Origin of the sequence: Labilibacter marinus, from assembly GCF_001659685.2 — a bacterium.
Lineage (GTDB): Bacteria > Bacteroidota > Bacteroidia > Bacteroidales > Marinilabiliaceae > Saccharicrinis > Saccharicrinis marinus.
The window spans coordinates 95696-112939 of the sequence record NZ_LXYE02000046.1 but is presented as its reverse complement, the minus strand read 5'-3'; the positions used below and the strand labels follow the sequence as shown (position 1 = coordinate 112939).

Annotated in this window: 14 protein-coding genes; 8 read left to right on the top strand and 6 right to left on the bottom strand. The window is 34.0% G+C overall.

All coding sequences use genetic code 11. The annotated features are described in order from the left end of the window. A partial coding sequence (locus A8L32_RS19375) for a hypothetical protein (RefSeq protein WP_233145507.1) occupies positions 1-1252 on the top strand: 1252 nt, incomplete at its 5' end. A 1405-nt stretch (positions 1253-2657) separates the two neighbouring features. Here the strand turns inward: A8L32_RS19375 and A8L32_RS19365 are convergent. The 5 genes from A8L32_RS19365 to A8L32_RS19345 all read right to left on the bottom strand — a co-directional run bounded on the left by A8L32_RS19365 (position 2658) and on the right by A8L32_RS19345 (position 9651). Further along, positions 2658-3170, bottom strand: a complete 513-nt coding sequence (locus tag A8L32_RS19365; RefSeq protein WP_066632738.1) for a DUF3124 domain-containing protein — start codon at positions 3168-3170, stop codon at positions 2658-2660. Positions 3171-3294: 124 nt separating this feature from the next. After that, positions 3295-4413 (bottom strand): phytase, encoded by a 1119-nt coding sequence (locus A8L32_RS19360; RefSeq protein ID WP_083631415.1) that lies wholly within the window; start codon positions 4411-4413, stop codon positions 3295-3297. Between the two features lie 26 nt (positions 4414-4439). Next, positions 4440-5408, bottom strand: coding sequence for a hypothetical protein (locus A8L32_RS19355; RefSeq protein ID WP_066632735.1), 969 nt, complete (start codon positions 5406-5408; stop codon positions 4440-4442). A 57-nt stretch (positions 5409-5465) separates the two neighbouring features. Further along, positions 5466-6827, bottom strand: coding sequence for a hypothetical protein (locus A8L32_RS19350; RefSeq protein WP_066632732.1), 1362 nt, complete (start codon positions 6825-6827; stop codon positions 5466-5468). 49 nt (positions 6828-6876) lie between these two features. Then, complete coding sequence (locus A8L32_RS19345) at positions 6877-9651, bottom strand: TonB-dependent receptor (protein WP_083631414.1); 2775 nt, start codon at positions 9649-9651, stop codon at positions 6877-6879. A gap of 506 nt (positions 9652-10157) precedes the next feature. On the opposite strand from A8L32_RS19345, the gene A8L32_RS19340 reads away from it, so the two are divergent. Next, a complete protein-coding gene (locus A8L32_RS19340; protein WP_066632727.1) occupies positions 10158-10967 on the top strand; it encodes a sterol desaturase family protein in 810 nt (269 codons plus the stop codon). A 366-nt stretch (positions 10968-11333) separates the two neighbouring features. After that, positions 11334-12017 carry a 2'-5' RNA ligase family protein gene (locus tag A8L32_RS19335; RefSeq protein ID WP_066632724.1) on the top strand — a complete coding sequence of 228 codons (684 nt, stop codon included), beginning with the start codon at positions 11334-11336 and terminating at the stop codon, positions 12015-12017. A gap of 154 nt (positions 12018-12171) precedes the next feature. Here the strand turns inward: A8L32_RS19335 and A8L32_RS19330 are convergent, their stop codons facing one another. Further along, positions 12172-12762, bottom strand: a complete 591-nt coding sequence (locus tag A8L32_RS19330) for an MBL fold metallo-hydrolase (protein ID WP_158027265.1) — start codon at positions 12760-12762, stop codon at positions 12172-12174. A 746-nt stretch (positions 12763-13508) separates the two neighbouring features. Here A8L32_RS19330 and A8L32_RS19320 point away from each other — a divergent pair. The 5 genes from A8L32_RS19320 (at position 13509) to A8L32_RS19300 (ending at position 17241) form a co-directional block, all read left to right on the top strand. Beyond that, on the top strand, positions 13509-14345 hold the full coding sequence (locus A8L32_RS19320; RefSeq protein ID WP_083631412.1) for a glutaminyl-peptide cyclotransferase: 837 nt from the start codon (positions 13509-13511) through the stop codon (positions 14343-14345). 72 nt (positions 14346-14417) lie between these two features. After that, the gene (locus A8L32_RS19315) at positions 14418-15092 is read left to right on the top strand and encodes an outer membrane protein assembly factor BamD (protein WP_066632710.1); all 675 of its coding nucleotides are present in this window, start codon (positions 14418-14420) and stop codon (positions 15090-15092) included. 384 nt (positions 15093-15476) lie between these two features. Then, complete coding sequence (mraZ, locus tag A8L32_RS19310) at positions 15477-15953, top strand: division/cell wall cluster transcriptional repressor MraZ (protein ID WP_066632707.1); 477 nt, start codon at positions 15477-15479, stop codon at positions 15951-15953. Next, complete coding sequence (gene rsmH, locus A8L32_RS19305) at positions 15953-16858, top strand: 16S rRNA (cytosine(1402)-N(4))-methyltransferase RsmH (RefSeq protein WP_066632704.1); 906 nt, start codon at positions 15953-15955, stop codon at positions 16856-16858. Before mraZ ends, rsmH begins: the two co-directional genes overlap by 1 nt. A 2-nt stretch (positions 16859-16860) precedes the next feature. Continuing rightward, complete coding sequence (locus A8L32_RS19300; protein ID WP_083631411.1) at positions 16861-17241, top strand: FtsL-like putative cell division protein; 381 nt, start codon at positions 16861-16863, stop codon at positions 17239-17241. The last annotated feature ends 3 nt before the right edge of the window (positions 17242-17244 follow it).

Here is a 17244-nt window from a genome sequence, read left to right as displayed (position 1 = left end):
GTGTGGCATTAGGCGGCTTAAAATGACAAGTAAAATGAAATTGATATTTACATTTCTAACAATTTTTTTTAGTGTAATTTCTTATGCTCAAGTGGGTATTGTGAATGATAAATGGTTGATAATTCTCAGTGGTTTTGACAATTTAGAGAAAGCTACAGAATCTCAGAAAAGTTATGACTTTGAATCTCAAATATTAAACTCCTCGGACTATGATAATTTAAATCCAGGTTGGTATATAAATATTCTGGCTAAAGAATCGTATAGTAATGCAAAAACTGAATCAGAAGACTTGAATAAAAATGGATTTAAGAGTTACGTTAAGTATTCAGGAAAATATAAAAACACGGATTCATATTTACTAGATAACCATTACACTATTTTAGGTGGAGAATACATGATTACGGACTTTGGTATTGACAAAGAGAAGATATCTGCGGTGATTGGGATTGATGGTGCTGAAAATGGAGCTTTTATAGCAAAAGCTAAAATTGATTCTAAAGAACTTCCTCCTCAATTGAAATATTTAATCGGCAAAGAATTTATAGTTTATGATTTCAATGGAAACAAAACGAATGCAAAAATAAATGAATTTATTGCTGTTAATATTTCAATTCCATATTGGGGTTTTGTTGTGCAATGGCAACAAGAAAATTTATCGGACATTGAAATTGCAAAAAATCTAATTGATATGGAGCAGCTTACTATTGTTGCTAAATTGGATTTAGATAAAGAAATTGAAGGTGCAATTGCACATTTGAAATCTGATTACGCTTTGACTTGGTGTCTTGAAAATAAAATTCAGAAAAATGTTGACAATGCGTTTCGGAAATTAAATTCGAGTTACATAATCAAGGAATGTGATTCATTATTATCAAAATCCATGAAAGAGGAAAATGCATATTATTATAGTAAGCAACTACCAATATTTAAACAAGCAAAAGAATTGAGATCCAATGATACGACCTTTGTTTTTCTAAATGTAATATACGGAGACTATTGTGACAGTCAGAAGGATGGACATTTCTATTCTAATATTTTTGCTATTTGGAATAATAAGGATAATAAGATTGATATAATTGATAATTTTAGAGAATCATCTCGATTTGATTTCACCCCGTTTATAATAAATGAAACTGAACGTAAAATATTGGGGTTTGTAAAAAAGAATTACGGAGGGATTGCTACTTATTTTAATTATCCAGATTGGAAGAATTATAAAGGTTATGGAATAGGGGCCCATGAATGCGATTAATAACGCCACACAACAATAAATATAGGTCATTTGGCGGATAGTACTAACATTGAGCATGAGTACATTTAATAAAACATATGGCGTTTTGATAGTTGGGAGCTTTGAATTACCAAACGCCCCATATTCTCAACGTTGTGGTGCATTAGGTACGGTAAAGGGACATCCTTTACAAAGTTATAGATACATCGTTTACACTTTTAAGTTGCCCATCAAATGATATCCTGAAATAATTCTTGAACACAATTGGATTACTTTTAGATTATAACAAACTTAAAATAATTAATTTGGCTAGACCAGTATGAAAGATTATTATGAAATTCTTGGAATAGATGAATTGACTTCAAAGCCCCTTGTTAAAATAGCTTATGCTACTGCGATTGACTATTGCTTAAAGCACAATCTGGGACCAGATAAAATAAAGGAAATTAATGAGGCATACTCAATTCTGAGAAGTTATCGAATGCGGATTCGGTATTCTAATATGAAAAGTTCTCGTAAACCTGATTCGAGAATTCTTCAAATAATTGAAAAGGTGGACTCTGACCCTAGAAGTGGCTCAGTCAAACTCGTTAAAACACCTTCGCGAGTAAATCTTGAGACTAGATATATTCTGAAATCTCTGATATTCGAGATTTATGTATTTATCATTTCAGTTATATTTTCAACAATAGGAAATGCGTTAACGATTATGTCAAGTGGAGTTAGTTTTATTTCTAGTTTATTATTTTACTTTGGATTAATAAATCTGAGTGCGAATTGGCTGCCGACTAGTTATTCAATTCTTGCGATTATATTATCAATAGCAATATTAATATGGTTCCTAAAATCTCTGGGCAAGAGAGTAATAAAAACTGTGGCCAATAAATAGAACTATCAGTGGTCGGCACGCCCCAGCGATGAGTTTCGGTTGAACTACACCCCGGCCTTTATTTAACCTATGTACTTATCAACGCTTTTCGGTATTTTTAAGATGACAGAATGAGCTCAGAAGCTTTACAGAAGTGACATGAAGTTACGAGATTATTATGGCGAGGTCAAGTTATAAGCGAAAGAAGTTGTTAAAGCCTTAGGATATTAGTGGGCAAGGTATGAGATTTGAAATGAATTTAATGAATCATAGCTACATTCATTTGTAGAAAAACTTAGGCTATAATTATTGGTAGCTATGCCGGAGGACTTTAGTTCAACAATGAACTATAGAACATAAGTGGCTTGGAACTTAGAGCATATAATCAACCCCGCCGAAGCTTTTGCATCGGCTAATAACCAAAACCTTAGCTTTTGCTTGGTGGGGTTTCGGAAGTTCGGTTTTTAAATCAGCCTACGCCTCCTATTTGTAACGTCACGCATTTAAATAATTGTCGATATTCAATAAACTAGTGCACTTATATTTATCTCCTTCCTCTTATTCCGATATAACAACACCTTCGGTTACAAAAGATATTCCTTGCTGCCCTGCTGTGGAGATCATTACAGCCTGAAAAAGTGGCGTTGATTTGCTTTGGGAGTAATAGTCAAAAATAAAGTTTGCTCCCGTTCCGCCTGTATTATCTGTTTCAGCTACTACAATTTCCACCGTTTCTAATGGTCTTAAAAAAATAGGTTTGTCAATATTATTACTTATTTTATCTCCTAAAGTATTGTAATAATCTCCTTTAGTAACAAACAAAGTATCTTTTAAAGAGGTATTTCTTAGGCTTATGGTAACGGTTAAACCATAAGTATTTACATACCTGTGATGAATAACAGGATAAGCAGGAAGGTAGATGGTTTTCATATCCATCAGCGAGGTATCTATAGCTTGATGATAATAGTTTTTTTCAAAGCTAAGCTTATTATCTTCGGTTACATTTCTCTTCTCCTCAGTACAAGAAACAAAAGCTAGGGCAAGAATTATTAAGGCTAAAATGTTTTTCATAATTGTAATATATTAACGCATCACAATTTAATGAAATTATCTAAATTTTGCGTCAAACCGTTTTAATCCTTCCTATTCCATTAAATACCACCCTAACCATTAAGCTAATTATACCATTTTGTTCTTAATTTTTAAGCACAGCCTCTTTAATATCTCTCCAATCGAGCACCTTAAAGTTTTGGGCTTTCAACTCGTTACCTTCATAGTTATAACCATCATGAACCACAGCAAAACCTTCAGGGAATGCTGGTAAATTGATATTAATGACTTCTAAACCATCCGTTTCTTCTACGCCATCTATAACTCCATCAAGCACTTTAAAGGAGCCCAAGTACTTATTTTTTCCCTCACGCTCAAATAAAGCGTAAGAATAGTTTCCTTGAATTGAAGCAAGCAAATAACCTGTAGAATCACTTGTAGGATAAAGAGCAAGACCTTCGATATCAGCCTTAAAGAGAGGATTCTTTTCAATAATACTTTCGCTGAGTACTTTACCCTCATTTCCAAACTGTGGATTGGCCTTATATTTCCAAATAGCGTTCTGCTCTTCTCCTATGTATACCTCACCCAACATATCATCAGCCACCATACCTTCAGTTTGTGATGGTAGAGAGAATGCTCGTACTTGACTGTATTGAATTGTTCCTTTAGCGCTCCAAAAATGATACTGCTCAACAGATCCCGATTTACAATTGATGAAAGCGTAAAATTGCTCTGTATCTGGATTTTTATACAAACAAAAACCATATACCTCATCCTTAAAATCAGATACTATTTCTCCAACACTAAGCGGATGCAAGGCACCCGATTTATCAATTTGGTAAATATCGGTTGAATGTGTGGTTCTATTACTAAAAGCAACAATATCAACTGTATCACCCTTGTGTGGAAATCCATATCTAACATCCACATTATTCGCTTTTCCAAAGGGATAACAAAACAGCTCCTCACCTTTAAGGCTATACACAGCCACCCCACCCTTTTTATTGGTTCCAATAATATAAACCGAATCAGCATGTTGGGCTGCAACATAAATAGCTGGATCGTCGGCAGAATCCTCGTGAATACCAGCTGGCACTGGCTTTGTTTGATATTTAGCCTGCACTATTGGCTCAATTAATTTTTGATGTTCTTTTGAACCTTCACTTACTCTTCCCTTTTGTTTACAGGCGAAAAAAATGCCCCCCGCTAGTAAAGAAATGGCTATCGATATTCTTAATATATACTGTCGTTGTTGTAGCATTACTCTCTCTCTTAAAAAATATACTTCTACTTTGGCTTGTAAAAATTAAACTTAGTTTTAACACTTGGATTCTGTTCGCTTACGGTTACGTACCCACCATTGGAAATAAAACAGATGGCCTCCCCTTGAGGTTCCCCTAAATAAGGGACACGAATAAATGACGTTTGTAATATCTCTTCAACGGATTGGCTTAAATCTCGCCTCCAATACAAAACATGTTCATATGTTTTAATTAGTATTTCTTTCCCATCTGCCGAAATATCAGCAGCCGTTATTTGATTGGGAGGAATAGTAAACGAACCACATAAATGGGCATCATTAATTTTATTAAAACTATACGGATAAGTAATTTTATATAGGTGTGCGATGCTTTTACCCTTGGTAATTACATAAATATTTCTAGAAATAGGATCAACAAATAAAGCCTCGCAATTATAACTCACAGCTTCTTCGAAATCTTTATCTAAATACTGATATTCAATCTGATCAATAGTATTTACTGTATCTCTAAAATATTCTTGTGCAACTGTAAACTTAGGTTCTTGGAAGCGATAAATAGAAACTGTTTTGCGTTTTTCTTTATTATCGCCAAAATCACCTAGATAAATATAGTCTTTGCCCTCTTCTGTGTTTATGGCAATATCCTCGTAATCAATCGCAGTAATTCCTTCTAGCTTAAACTGACCCGCTTGATTGCCATTGGCAGCGTATAAATACAATCGAGCATCAGAGCCACTGTCGTTATGTTTGTAAAAGTAGTTTGGCTTTAATCTGCTTTCAATAATGCCAGAAGCTTCTTCAAGGTCGTTTAAAATAACAGCACTACTATCAAATTGAAATGAACTCTGATCAATCTCAAAATCATTTAATCTGTACTCCACATAGAAAGCGCCATCCTCATCCGCATCTTTTCCTGTTTCCCTTTGCGTATCCTCTAATTCTGAACTACATGCGCAACAGATGCTGCAGATAAGCAATAATATAAATCGTATCATAATAACAACAATAAGGTGCCACCATGGTATGATTGCACCTTATTTTATTCAAATAAATTATTTTACTGCTTTAGCACCTATATAACTTGCTGACGATGGAGTAATAAACTCATTACCGTCAATAGTTATATTTGCATACATAGGGCTTACACTTGTTAAACCAGCTCCCACCGCAGGCGAACCTGACTTTAATGAAAAGTCATACTTCCTGAAAGAATCAACAACAATACTTTCCACTGGCGTTGGGAATTCCGTATCTGCATTTTCGATGCTGAAATTAGCTTTACTATCATAGTTGGCAAACATAGGCATACCTGCCACTACATCAGTATTGTGAATATCAGAATCCTCAAAAGCATTTAATACCCCATTGGATGGAACAAACTCATTAATCATAGCCTGATTGTTACCATAGTAATAAGTATTCCCCCATGTTGTATTTTCCATATCAACATCAGTTTCACCTGTATCTTGGTCTCCAACTACACGGAATCCATATTTACAGTTAACCACTAGGTTATTGAATGAAGCACCACGAGCTCCTTTTTCAATATTCAAAGAACCGCCTCTTCCAGACTTACTTCTTCTCCATCCACCATTTAAAATAGTGTTGTTGTATACTCTTACATCCGCTTGCACTTCGCGTTCACCACTATTCGACCATTTAATACCGTTAGTAGCATTGTGGTAAAAAGTATTGAAACACACATCGCCTTTTACACCCGATTTAATGTTAATACACTCACCACCTGTTTCGCCAACATATGCAAAAAAGTTATTATATAATGATACTTGAGCTCCTTTAGAATAGAAAGCATCATCAGAAAAATATAAGAATTCGCTATTATGAATTACATTTTTTCCGGTGATATTATGCGTAAATATTCCTTTACATGGCTCACCATCTTCGTTGTAACCACCTTGCACCGACGGATGCTCTGCAGAACCAATTGCACCGCAAAACTCAACAGTTACATAGTTAAGCACAAAGTTTTCGCTTTCTTCTGTTGCACAGATACCAGACCATAAACCTTTAAATACATTATCGTTAGTTCTATTAACATCTGCAACTGTCATTACAATTCGCTTTTCTTCAGAACCTAATGCTAATAAATCACCCTTTACGTAAAACTCAGGAGCAACATCTACGTTAGCAATTACTTTTACACCTGGTTTAATTTTTAAGCTAGCGCCTTTTTCAATAATTACATGGTGGTTCATATTTACAGTAATACCTTCACCCCAAATCTGCTCACCTGTAATTACATATAAATTATCGATATCTAAATCTTCAACAATTTCGCCTTCTTCAGGAACGTATTCATCATCTTTGTCATCAACAACATCATCCTTTTCGCAAGCTGTAAAATTAATAGCTAACACTAATAGTAGTAATCTAAAAAATAATTTAGTATTCATTTTTCTAAATTGTTTAGTACTTAACGTACTGATGGTTTATAATTAATTATTAAAATTTATATCGGAGGCCAATCAAGAAATTCTGGCCATACTTATCGTATCTGATTAGTTTATCATCGCCTGCTTTGCCTTGTAAAATGTAATCCGTTTCGGTTTCCTTGAGTGGTTCTTTAATTACTATCTGGCGCGATGTATCTAATATATTTCTCAATTTCAGGAATAAGGTAACACCCATATTAAAATGCTTTTCGGCAGAGAAGTCCATTTTCCAGGTAGGCAATTCCCATAAGTCCTTTTCGTAATAAGCCGATATTTCAGAGATACGCTCGCCTGTGTATACATTAGCCAACTGCATATCTAAAGCCAATTGCTGATTCTTATACAACAAGGTGATATTTCCAATATGATCTGCTTGCCCCTGTAAAGGTCTGGTCTGATCAATTTGATAGGGAACAATATCTGACTCTGAGTCATTTTCATCTTCACGTTTCAGCAATACTTTTGATGTAGTAATACTTGAATTGGTATAGGTATAATTGGCTTTTATGCCCCAGTTTTTGATGTATTTGGTTACATCTAACTCAATACCCATATTGGTGGCTGTTCCATAATTACCTGGCTGCAGAAAAATAGCATTCTGTCTGCTTTCAATAGGTACAAGAGCGTACTCGATAGGGTCGTACAAACGCTTATAAAATGCCCCTACAAAAACATTATCTTGCGGACTTGGGAATAGCTCATAACGCAAGTCAATATTATCCGCACGCGTTCTTTCTAAATCTGGATTACCAATTTCATCATAATCTTCATACCTAAAAGTATATGGTACAATTTCGAAAAATCCTGGACGCACAATTGAATGAAAGTACGAAGCTCTTAAATTCGATTTTTTATTGAGTTCGTATTTAGCATGTAAACTTGGTAATAAGTCGATATAATTTTGCTCCAAAGTTGGTTCCTGTTCGTATTTAGGAAAAAGCAACTCGTAGCCCTGACGCGTATGCTCCACTCTAATCCCTCCAAATAACTTAAGGTTCTCTCCTATTTTTGAGTCAAACTGAAAGTAACCCGCGGCTATCTTTTCATAAGCATCATAATTTAATTCATTGGCCACACTTCCTTTGGGCGAAGTAACCCTCCAATCCACTTCAGTATAAATCCAATCTTCGCCTTCTTTTATCTCATCATTCTGTGGACGGAAATTATACCTATAAAAACGATTCTCTCTTTTCTTGTCTCTATATAAAACGCCTACTTTTAAATCGGTGTGTTCCCAAGGTTTAATATTTAAATTTAAGTAGGCACTTAAATCACGATCTGAATTATCTTCCCAAATTCGATAATTGCCACCATAATCTTCAACACGAACCTGAGTCATATCTCCATCACGGAAAGCCGTATTTCGGGTGAAAATGGATTGATCGGGACGAGCTCCTGTTGCAATAGAATATACCGCTGACCAATCGAAGCTAAACACGTCGTTTAATTCATGCTTACCTTGCAATGTGGTATTATAGATACTTTGAACGGTCGGACGAATACGCGTTTCTAAAGAAGCATTGCCTGTAGTTGTAATAGGATCGTAATTTCCATCCCACATCCTAAATTTAGTTTCTTCTCTGATTTCATCATCGCGTTGATAGATAAAAGCGGTATAAAGACTTAACTTATTTTTACCGTTTATGGCGAAATCTAGCTTACCATGGGCTCCTCCTCGCAATTGTTCCGAAGAATATAAACGATCGCTATAATGCGTTAAACTAATGGAGTTTGAAGCATCTCTATTTAATTGCTGATTGTAAAAAGAAGTATTTGAACCACGGTGTAAATGTTGAATATTACCCGACAGAACAATACCAAAACGATGATCTAAAAAACGATTCCCCCAGGTTAGTCCTGCATTTATATCAATCGGATTTCTCTTATACTGCTTCACTAAATTCTCAGTACTAAAATCATCCATCGAAGCTGAATAATCCTTACCATGAATCTCGTATGGTGATTGAGGATTAACAGCCGAGTAATTAAAATACTCAAAATCGCGTTCCATAAACAAAGTGGCCATACCTACTGAGGCATTAACTTGCCACATCTCCTGATCAGGCGCATTTTTCATTATTAAATCCATAGCTCCACCAACAGCATCACCTTCCATACTTGGTATTAAGGCCTTGCTCACTTCAATACGATCTAGCATATCCGACGGAAACATATCCAATGGCACAAAACGATTTTTATTATCGGGCGATGGTATTTTAACACCATTTACCGTAGTATAATTATATCGCTTATCCATACCTCTCACTATGGCATAAGTTCCTGTTCCACTACCAGAATATTCTAATGACACACCTGAAATTCGTTGTACAACCTCTGAAACATTTAAATCTGGAGATAACTCAATGGCTTTGCCTGACACTACATTCACCACTTTAGGCGACATTTTTTCCGTTGCCCTTGCGCTTGAGATAGTGCTTTTTATCTGACTGGCGGTAACCATCACCTCTCCCATCAACATATCATCCTCATCCAAAACAATATTTATCTCCTCATCGTTAAATATTTTAATGGTATGCTTTTCTTGTTTGCAGCCAATAAATGAAATGGTAAAAGTATATTGACCTGGCTCTAATTCTTTTATTTTAAAAGTTCCATCAAGACCAGCTATTGTCCCTTCCGTAGTTCCTTCAATAACAACAGTGGCGCCAACTAAAGGCTCCTTGTTTTTATCCGTAATCTTTCCTTTTAATTCATAACCATCCGCAAACAATTGCAGAGGCATTAGTAGCATGGCTAGTAAAACACCAATTTGAGACTTCATCATTTATTATCTTCGCTGTTAAAATTTCCGAAGGCAAATGAAGAGTTTTCTTCTCCAAAGAATTTAAACTAAATATTAAAGTATTGTAATTTGTAGCGTTGGTTTATGCAGGAAAATAACAATGTATTAAGGTTAAAGTACAACATAGTACACAAAGCAAACACTTAAACTGAAGTAGTAATTTACAATTAAAAACAGACCTGCTGTAAACAGGTAAATAAACCATATACAATTTACACCCTTGCTTATTTAATATGAGATTAACAATTGTATGTATTTACCTCAAATTAATATTTGAAGGTTCCTAGCTTTAATAAGTCTTTCTCTTATAACACACATTTTATCAGCCATAATTACATCAACTAAAACGCTTAAACATCCAAGCCTTTATTGTGTAATAACAACTTTTGTATTGACAACACTAAATAAATAAGTTACATTTAGGATATTTAGATCCTTTTTTCGTACACACTAATTAATCTTCCTTATTAATTCAATCGTATTTCGCCATGGATTTTCTGAACAAGCTACTTGAAATTAACCCAAACTATATAGTTATTGGATTAATTGCCATCTTCTTTTCTTTAGAGCAAATAATGAAAACGCCATTTAGCTTTAAAAACAGAATGAATCACTTACTTCAAAATACATTATTTCAAATTATATTAGTTGCATTAAACGTCTTTTTCGTCACATTTCAAGTATATTCTATTGAATGGCTGAACAATAATCATATTGGGCTTCTATATCTTATAGAATTACCCGCTGAATTGCTACTTATTATTTCTATTGCATTATATGACATCACTGCATACTGGATACATAGAGGAACTCACGCAATACCCATACTTTGGAGATTTCATAGAGTGCATCATAGCGATACAACGATGGACTCTTCTACTGTATTTCGATTTCATCCATTTGAACTGATTCTTGTATTTGGCATAGGAAATATTGTTACCGCAGCGCTGTTTGGAACAGATGTATTTTCAATGGCATGCTATTATTTCATTCTTTATGTATTCTTCTTTTTTGAGCATGCAAACTTAAAGTTTCCAAGTTGGTTAAACACCACCCTAGGTTTAATCTTTGTTATGCCAGATCACCATCGGGTTCACCATCAACAGAACCAATTTTACACCAATTCTAACTACGCAGATATATTCATCCTATGGGATCGGATTTTTGGCACTTTTAAAATGATGCCAATCGAGAAAATGAAATATGGCTTAGCCGAATTTAACACGAAAAAGAAACAGGAGTTTCTTTATTTAATTAAAAGCCCTTTTATCGATATTAACAAAGAGAAAACTGAGTAAGACCTAGAAAAAAAACGAATTGATAAAGATAACCATAGAGATACCAATTCTTTATATTTATTCAAGAACTTGTATGAACACATTAATACTGTGCACTAAGTATTTTTAATAGAAATATAAAATGCTTAGAGCCTATACTAGTAATCGTCAATTTTAATAATATTATCCCCGGTTTTGCTCGGACAAATACACCTAAGAAGAACTCGAATGTAGACGAAAGGTCTAGAGTACTATCTAATGGGGATAAATATATTTTGGCATGAAAGCCTGTGGAACAAACAAATAACTACCTCAATCAAGTTCTGGGCTGTTAGATTGGGAGGAAAAAGTTGCTATATTAGGTGAGTTTAGAAAATGAATTAAATAATGAACCTTCAAGAGCACTATAATAAACTATATCAAGATTCAATACAGAAGATACAATCAGACTCTTATCAAACTGACCAGTTAATCGATTCGGATAATGATAAAAGATACGGAATAACTCTTTTACTTCGACCTGACAATATAGTAAAGACCAATATTCAGAAATTACTATCCAAAGTAAAAGCAATAGAACCACACCAATACTATTATCGCAGTTCGGATATACATGTAACCGTAATGTCAATAATTTCTTGCTATGATGAATTTGATCTTAATCAGATTAGAGTTGAAAACTATATCGATACAATTAACAAAAGTATCAAAGGACTAAGTGGTTTTAATATCGAGTTTAGAGGTCTGACTGCCTCTCCATCTTGTTTAATGGTACAAGGATTTTTAAAAAATGATATTTTAAACCAGTTCCGGAACAACTTAAGAGCTGACTTTAGGCAAACTGACCTAGAGCAGTCAATGGATAAACGATATTCTATTCAAACCGCCCATTCAACAATTTTAAGGCTGAAAGAAAAATTTAAGAATAAAGAGAAGTTTTTGGATATTTTGGAAGAATATCGGCATTACAATTTTGGCTCATTTAAAGTAGACTCATTGGAATTGGTATATAATGATTGGTATCAGCGAAAAGAAAATGTAAAAACACTTCACAGATTTAAATTACGCTAAAAAACATGAATCAATATTTCACGAAAATCATCATAAAAAGGGAATAATGGCCATTGTTTATTTCCTTTTCAGATAGGCATTAAAAGAATAGGTTAAATGAGAAACAAATTGAGGTACAAATTGCTATTATGTACCAGTAAAGTGCCAGCAAGAATTACTCCAGCCAATCATTATTTTTTCGTTCATAGCCAATGCTTGTTTCATAACCATGCCCCGGATATACTAAAGTAGTATCGGGTAAAATCATTAATTTGGTTTTAATACTATTGATCTCCATTTTGGTGTACTTTTCATCCTCTTCGGTTGTTTTGTTTGGGGTACTGCCAATTCCCTCTTTTTGTAAGGTATCTCCGGTTACCAAAATATCTTCAATATGAATAGCTATACTTCCTGACGTATGTCCTGGGATATGGTAGAACTTAAGCTCTTTAAAGCCCTCAATTATTGGAAGCTGGTCTTCTTCGAAAAATGTAGTAATATCTTTTGTACGGTGATTACTTTTTTCAGCAATGTGGGCATAAATGTTTACCTTGTATAATGCTTTATAATGTGCATTTCCCCCAACATGATCACCATGACCATGAGTGTTGATAATTGCTCTAATGATTAGTTTATTTGCTCTAACATAATCTTCAATTTGATTGTCAACTTTTCCAGGATCAATCAAAATGGCATCTTTAGTTTCAGCATTATATAGAATATAGGCATTCTGCCAAAAATTTTGCCCATGAACTATATCAATCATTTGTATTTTATACCTTGGGCTTGCGCTTAAGGAACCCATACTGAATATGGCTGTCAATAAAAAAAACAAAATTTTCTGCATCGCTTTTAGTACTTAATGGTTTATCCAAACAGCCACAATCATACTGGCTTTTGGTTTCTGTAGTCAAACATACAATTTATCAGCCTATATCACCATCTTAAAATAAAAAAATTGAAACCTATAATACTTTGGCAGATAGTTATTAAAGAGGTGTGCTAAAATTATTAAAACAGCCGAAATTGTAACTAATTTAAATTCTAAACATGTGGTTTTTCATCCTTGAATTGGATAGACAATAGGGTATTGATGAAGTCTATTCTTTCTTAGATGAGAGAAATATTAGAATAACAAAACGTGTTATAACAATGTGATAAGTAATACGGAGAAAGTGCTATATTTATCGTTAAAACAATTGATAAACGGCAGTATAACTTAATAGTTTAGAGCTTTGAAATCCTGCACTGCTTATATAGGTCCCATTGTCAACAGTTTAAACTAAAGTAAGTAATCTATGTTCGGAGTAATAAACTTTGGGGCTTTTTTAATAGAAGAATTAATTTTGAATTTAACTCCAGGAGCTGACTATATATATCCTTGGACGAAGTATTTCTCAAGGGAAAAAAGCAGGTATTTTATCTGCTTTGGGAATAAAACTTACTTTAATGAAGAAATAATTGTCGCCAACCGAAGTCTAAAACTTAAATAGTCTCTTAAAACCCAAATAAATGATCAATAACCAAATGTCAAGAGGATTAATTCAAACACTTACAATTGCATTGTTAATGTGTAGCTGTAACAGCCCTAAGGATCAATCAAATAAAATAGGTACAGAAATGGATATCCCGTTAATAGGATTTGATTACATAGGTTCTTATCCACATAGTACAAATTCATTTACAGAAGGTTTGTTGGTTCATGATGGTAGGTTGTACGAAAGCACTGGTTCTCCCAAAGAACTACCTCGAACAAGATCTGAAATAGGCACAGTTGATCTTCGAACAGGTCATGTTAAGACCAAGGTTGAAATAGATCATAACAAGTATTTTGGTGAAGGAATAGTAATTTTAAATGAAAGAGTTTATCAACTAACCTATAAAAGTAAAACAGGTTTTATATACGACGTAAATAGCTTTAAAAAGATTGCCGAATTTGCTATCCCAAGTAAAGAAGGATGGGGAATGACTACAGATGGTACTAATTTGATTATGTCAGACGGTACTAATATTTTAACCTATTTAAATCCAGAGGATTGTTCTGTTATAAAGGAGATTAATGTTACAGAGAATGGTTTTGCAAAGGGTTATCTTAATGAATTAGAATTTATACATGGTTATATTTATGCAAATGTTTGGATGACAAACACTATCGTCAAAATTAATCCAACTAATGGCAGAGTTATAGGAGTGCTTGATTTAAGTTCATATGCTACTAATGCAAAAAGCGTTTTTAACGGATCATTAGAAATGAATGGAATAGCTTATGATTCAATAAGGGATAGGGTTTATATTACAGGTAAATTATGGCCAAAGATTTATGAAATTAAGATTAATCATAATAAATAAAGTCTCTCCAAACCTAACTGCATATTATGCATTGGTAAATCAAACAATTTCAAACCTAATCAAGTAGCCTACATGAAAAACATAACACTAATAACCCTATTATTTACTAGTGCATATTTCTTTAATAGTTGCACAGAAAGAACTGCAAAAAAAGATACTAATAATTCTCATATTCAATCAGAAGAGACTATCAAAAGCAAGTTATGTTCTTCTAAAGAATTAATAATTAAAGCTCAAGAGTATTATGACAACAAAAAATATTCTAAGAGCTTAGCAATGCTTGCTGAATTAGAGGAAAGGTATCCTGATAGTGAAGAATGTAAGCAAGGAATAACAATTGAAGGAATATCAAACACTTCAAATATTCAAGCCGAAAAAGCAGTCAGTACCACAGTGAATAAGATTGAAGGTAAAACTAAGGACGAAGAGAAATCCCAAAATTCATACAACCATGTATTAGCAGTAGAAATAAACTCAAATAATGTTGATGAAAAAATAATTGAAGAAAGGACATGCAAAACATATATTAGTCTTGACGATGATTATATTGTTGTAAGTGGATATACTACTAAAAAGACTTATTTTGAAATTATTTCTACAGGTAATGTTATGGGGTCAAAATATTACGATGTAAAAACTAAACTAAAAGAATCTAAATTTCTTTTTGATACTGAAGATAACTCCGTTGTGTGGCAGCAAACAAAACATGATAATTCTGGACTTCAGATATACTTTACAAATAAATAATCTCACGAAATATACATTCAAAAGAGTACAGATTAAATTATAGCATAAAAAAAAGCCACTGTCAAACGTTCTGACAATGGCTTTTTAATCTTTAACCAAACCTAACCCTAAACTATGAGTTGATACAAAGATAATATTAATTTCAAATATAAGCAATAGATTACCTAATTAATTAACTCAATGCAGAACATTAACTAAACAGGCAAATTATATCTTATATCAAAATAGTTAACGTTCACATTCCCCTCACTCCATACGATAAAAAAAAAGGCATTCTTACCCAATTTTTAAAAAACTTATCAACAAAGTGGATTAAAGTGTCATAAAGTGGTTGATTGTGGTTTATAAATTTCATACTTTTACCACAATTAATTTTAAAGTGTAATGGCCACATTTATAGGTGATTTTGTTTGCAAGGCGGATGCCAAAGGACGGATTGTATTACCTTCTCTCTTCAAAAAGGTGATGAATACCATGGAAGAGAACCGTTTTGTGGTCAGAAAAGACTTGTACGGAAACTGCCTTTTGGTATATCCATATCCCGACTGGGAAACTCATATGGAAGAAGTTCGCTCCAAGGTGAACATGTTTAACCGAGAAGAAAATAAGTTCTATCGTCAATACATTAGGGCCGCTGCCGAAATAACATTTGATGCCAATGGCAGAATGCTAATGCCAAAACGTTTGATGGAGAAAATTAAATTGCCCAAAGAAGTGGTGATGGTAGGTGTGGACGATAAAATAGAGATATGGAGCAAGGTAGAGTTTGAAGGTGGAGAGATGAGTGATGATGAATTAGCTAACATGATGGAAGGAATTTTGGGTAGAAGTTCTAATGCAGAATTAAAGGAGGGAGAGTAATGGAGGAAGTGTATCATGTGCCAGTATTATTGCATGAATGTATTGATGGGCTCAATCTGAAAGAAGATGGAGTATATGTTGATGTTACTTTTGGCGGAGGAGGCCACTCCAAAGAAATTTTAAAACAACTTAAAGGTGGCCGCCTAATTGTTTTCGATCAGGATGAAGATGCCTACGAAAATCGCCCAGATGATGAACGCTTGATTTTTGTTCGTCATAACTTTCGCTATTTAAAGCATTTCTTAAAATATATTGGTATAGAAAAGGTAGATGGAATCCTTGGCGACTTGGGCGTTTCTTCTCATCACTTCGACACCCCAGAAAGAGGTTTTTCTTTTCGTTTTGAAGGAGAATTGGACATGCGTATGAACAAGCAGGCCGATTTAACTGCAGCCGATGTGATAAACGATTACGAGGAGAACGATTTATACAAGATTTTTAAAACCTACGGAGAAATTAAAAATGCAGGTAAGTTAGTTCGGGGTATTTTATCTCAACGCCAAGCGCGACCATTTAAAAACATATCCGACTTACTCGAAGTAGCGGAACCATGCGTTCCTGCTCGCGATAAAAATAAATTTTTAGCCAAAGTATTTCAAGCTTTACGTATCGAAGTAAATCGCGAAATGGAAGCCTTAAAAGAAATGCTGATGCAAACTAAAGATGTATTAGCTCCAGAAGGCCGCTTAGTGGTAATTTCCTATCACTCACTAGAAGATAGGTTGGTGAAGAATTTCATGAAGACAGGAGACTGTGATCAAACTCAGCCAGATCAAGATTTTTACGGAAAAACTATAGTGCCTTTTAAAGCCATTAGTCGTAAGCCAATTTTACCAACAGCCGAGGAATTAGAAAGAAATACAAGGTCAAGAAGTGCCAAGCTTAGAATATCTGAAAAACTATAGAGGTGTTTAAAAGGAAGCGGAAAGATAAAGAATTTGAAGATTCGGGTGACATCTCCTTTAAAAAGATATCGCTGCGAGATTTTGTGACAGGGAGGTTTTTTACGCGCCAAGTTGTAGTTAAGCAACTACCCTATTTCTTATTCTTAACCATGTTGGCTTTTTCATATATATCCAACCACTTTAGGGTTGAAAAACTATTAAAAGAAGCTGCAACACTAAATAAAGAAATTCAAGAACTCAGGATAGAAGCCATCACCACTTCTTCCGACCTAATGTATTTCAGCAAACAGTCGGTCATTTTAGATAAAGTAAGAGAAGCAGGTATTCATTTAGAAGAATTAACAGAGCCACCAAGAAGAATTGTAGTAAAAGAGAGAGATTAGCAA

Excerpts from the sequence above, each read along its gene's own strand:
- A8L32_RS19365 (WP_066632738.1), bottom strand. The coding sequence starts at position 3,170 with ATGAAAAACATTTTAGCCTTAATAATTCTTGCCCTAGCTTTTGTTTCT.
- A8L32_RS19360 (WP_083631415.1), bottom strand. The coding sequence starts at position 4,413 with ATGCTACAACAACGACAGTATATATTAAGAATATCGATAGCCATTTCT.
- A8L32_RS19355 (WP_066632735.1), bottom strand. The coding sequence starts at position 5,408 with ATGATACGATTTATATTATTGCTTATCTGCAGCATCTGTTGCGCATGT.
- A8L32_RS19350 (WP_066632732.1), bottom strand. The coding sequence starts at position 6,827 with ATGAATACTAAATTATTTTTTAGATTACTACTATTAGTGTTAGCTATT.
- A8L32_RS19345 (WP_083631414.1), bottom strand. The coding sequence starts at position 9,651 with ATGATGAAGTCTCAAATTGGTGTTTTACTAGCCATGCTACTAATGCCT.
- A8L32_RS19340 (WP_066632727.1), top strand. The coding sequence starts at position 10,158 with ATGGATTTTCTGAACAAGCTACTTGAAATTAACCCAAACTATATAGTT.
- A8L32_RS19335 (WP_066632724.1), top strand. The coding sequence starts at position 11,334 with ATGAACCTTCAAGAGCACTATAATAAACTATATCAAGATTCAATACAG.
- A8L32_RS19330 (WP_158027265.1), bottom strand. The coding sequence starts at position 12,762 with ATGATTGATATAGTTCATGGGCAAAATTTTTGGCAGAATGCCTATATT.
- A8L32_RS19320 (WP_083631412.1), top strand. The coding sequence starts at position 13,509 with ATGATCAATAACCAAATGTCAAGAGGATTAATTCAAACACTTACAATT.
- A8L32_RS19315 (WP_066632710.1), top strand. The coding sequence starts at position 14,418 with ATGAAAAACATAACACTAATAACCCTATTATTTACTAGTGCATATTTC.
- mraZ (WP_066632707.1), top strand. The coding sequence starts at position 15,477 with ATGGCCACATTTATAGGTGATTTTGTTTGCAAGGCGGATGCCAAAGGA.
- rsmH (WP_066632704.1), top strand. The coding sequence starts at position 15,953 with ATGGAGGAAGTGTATCATGTGCCAGTATTATTGCATGAATGTATTGAT.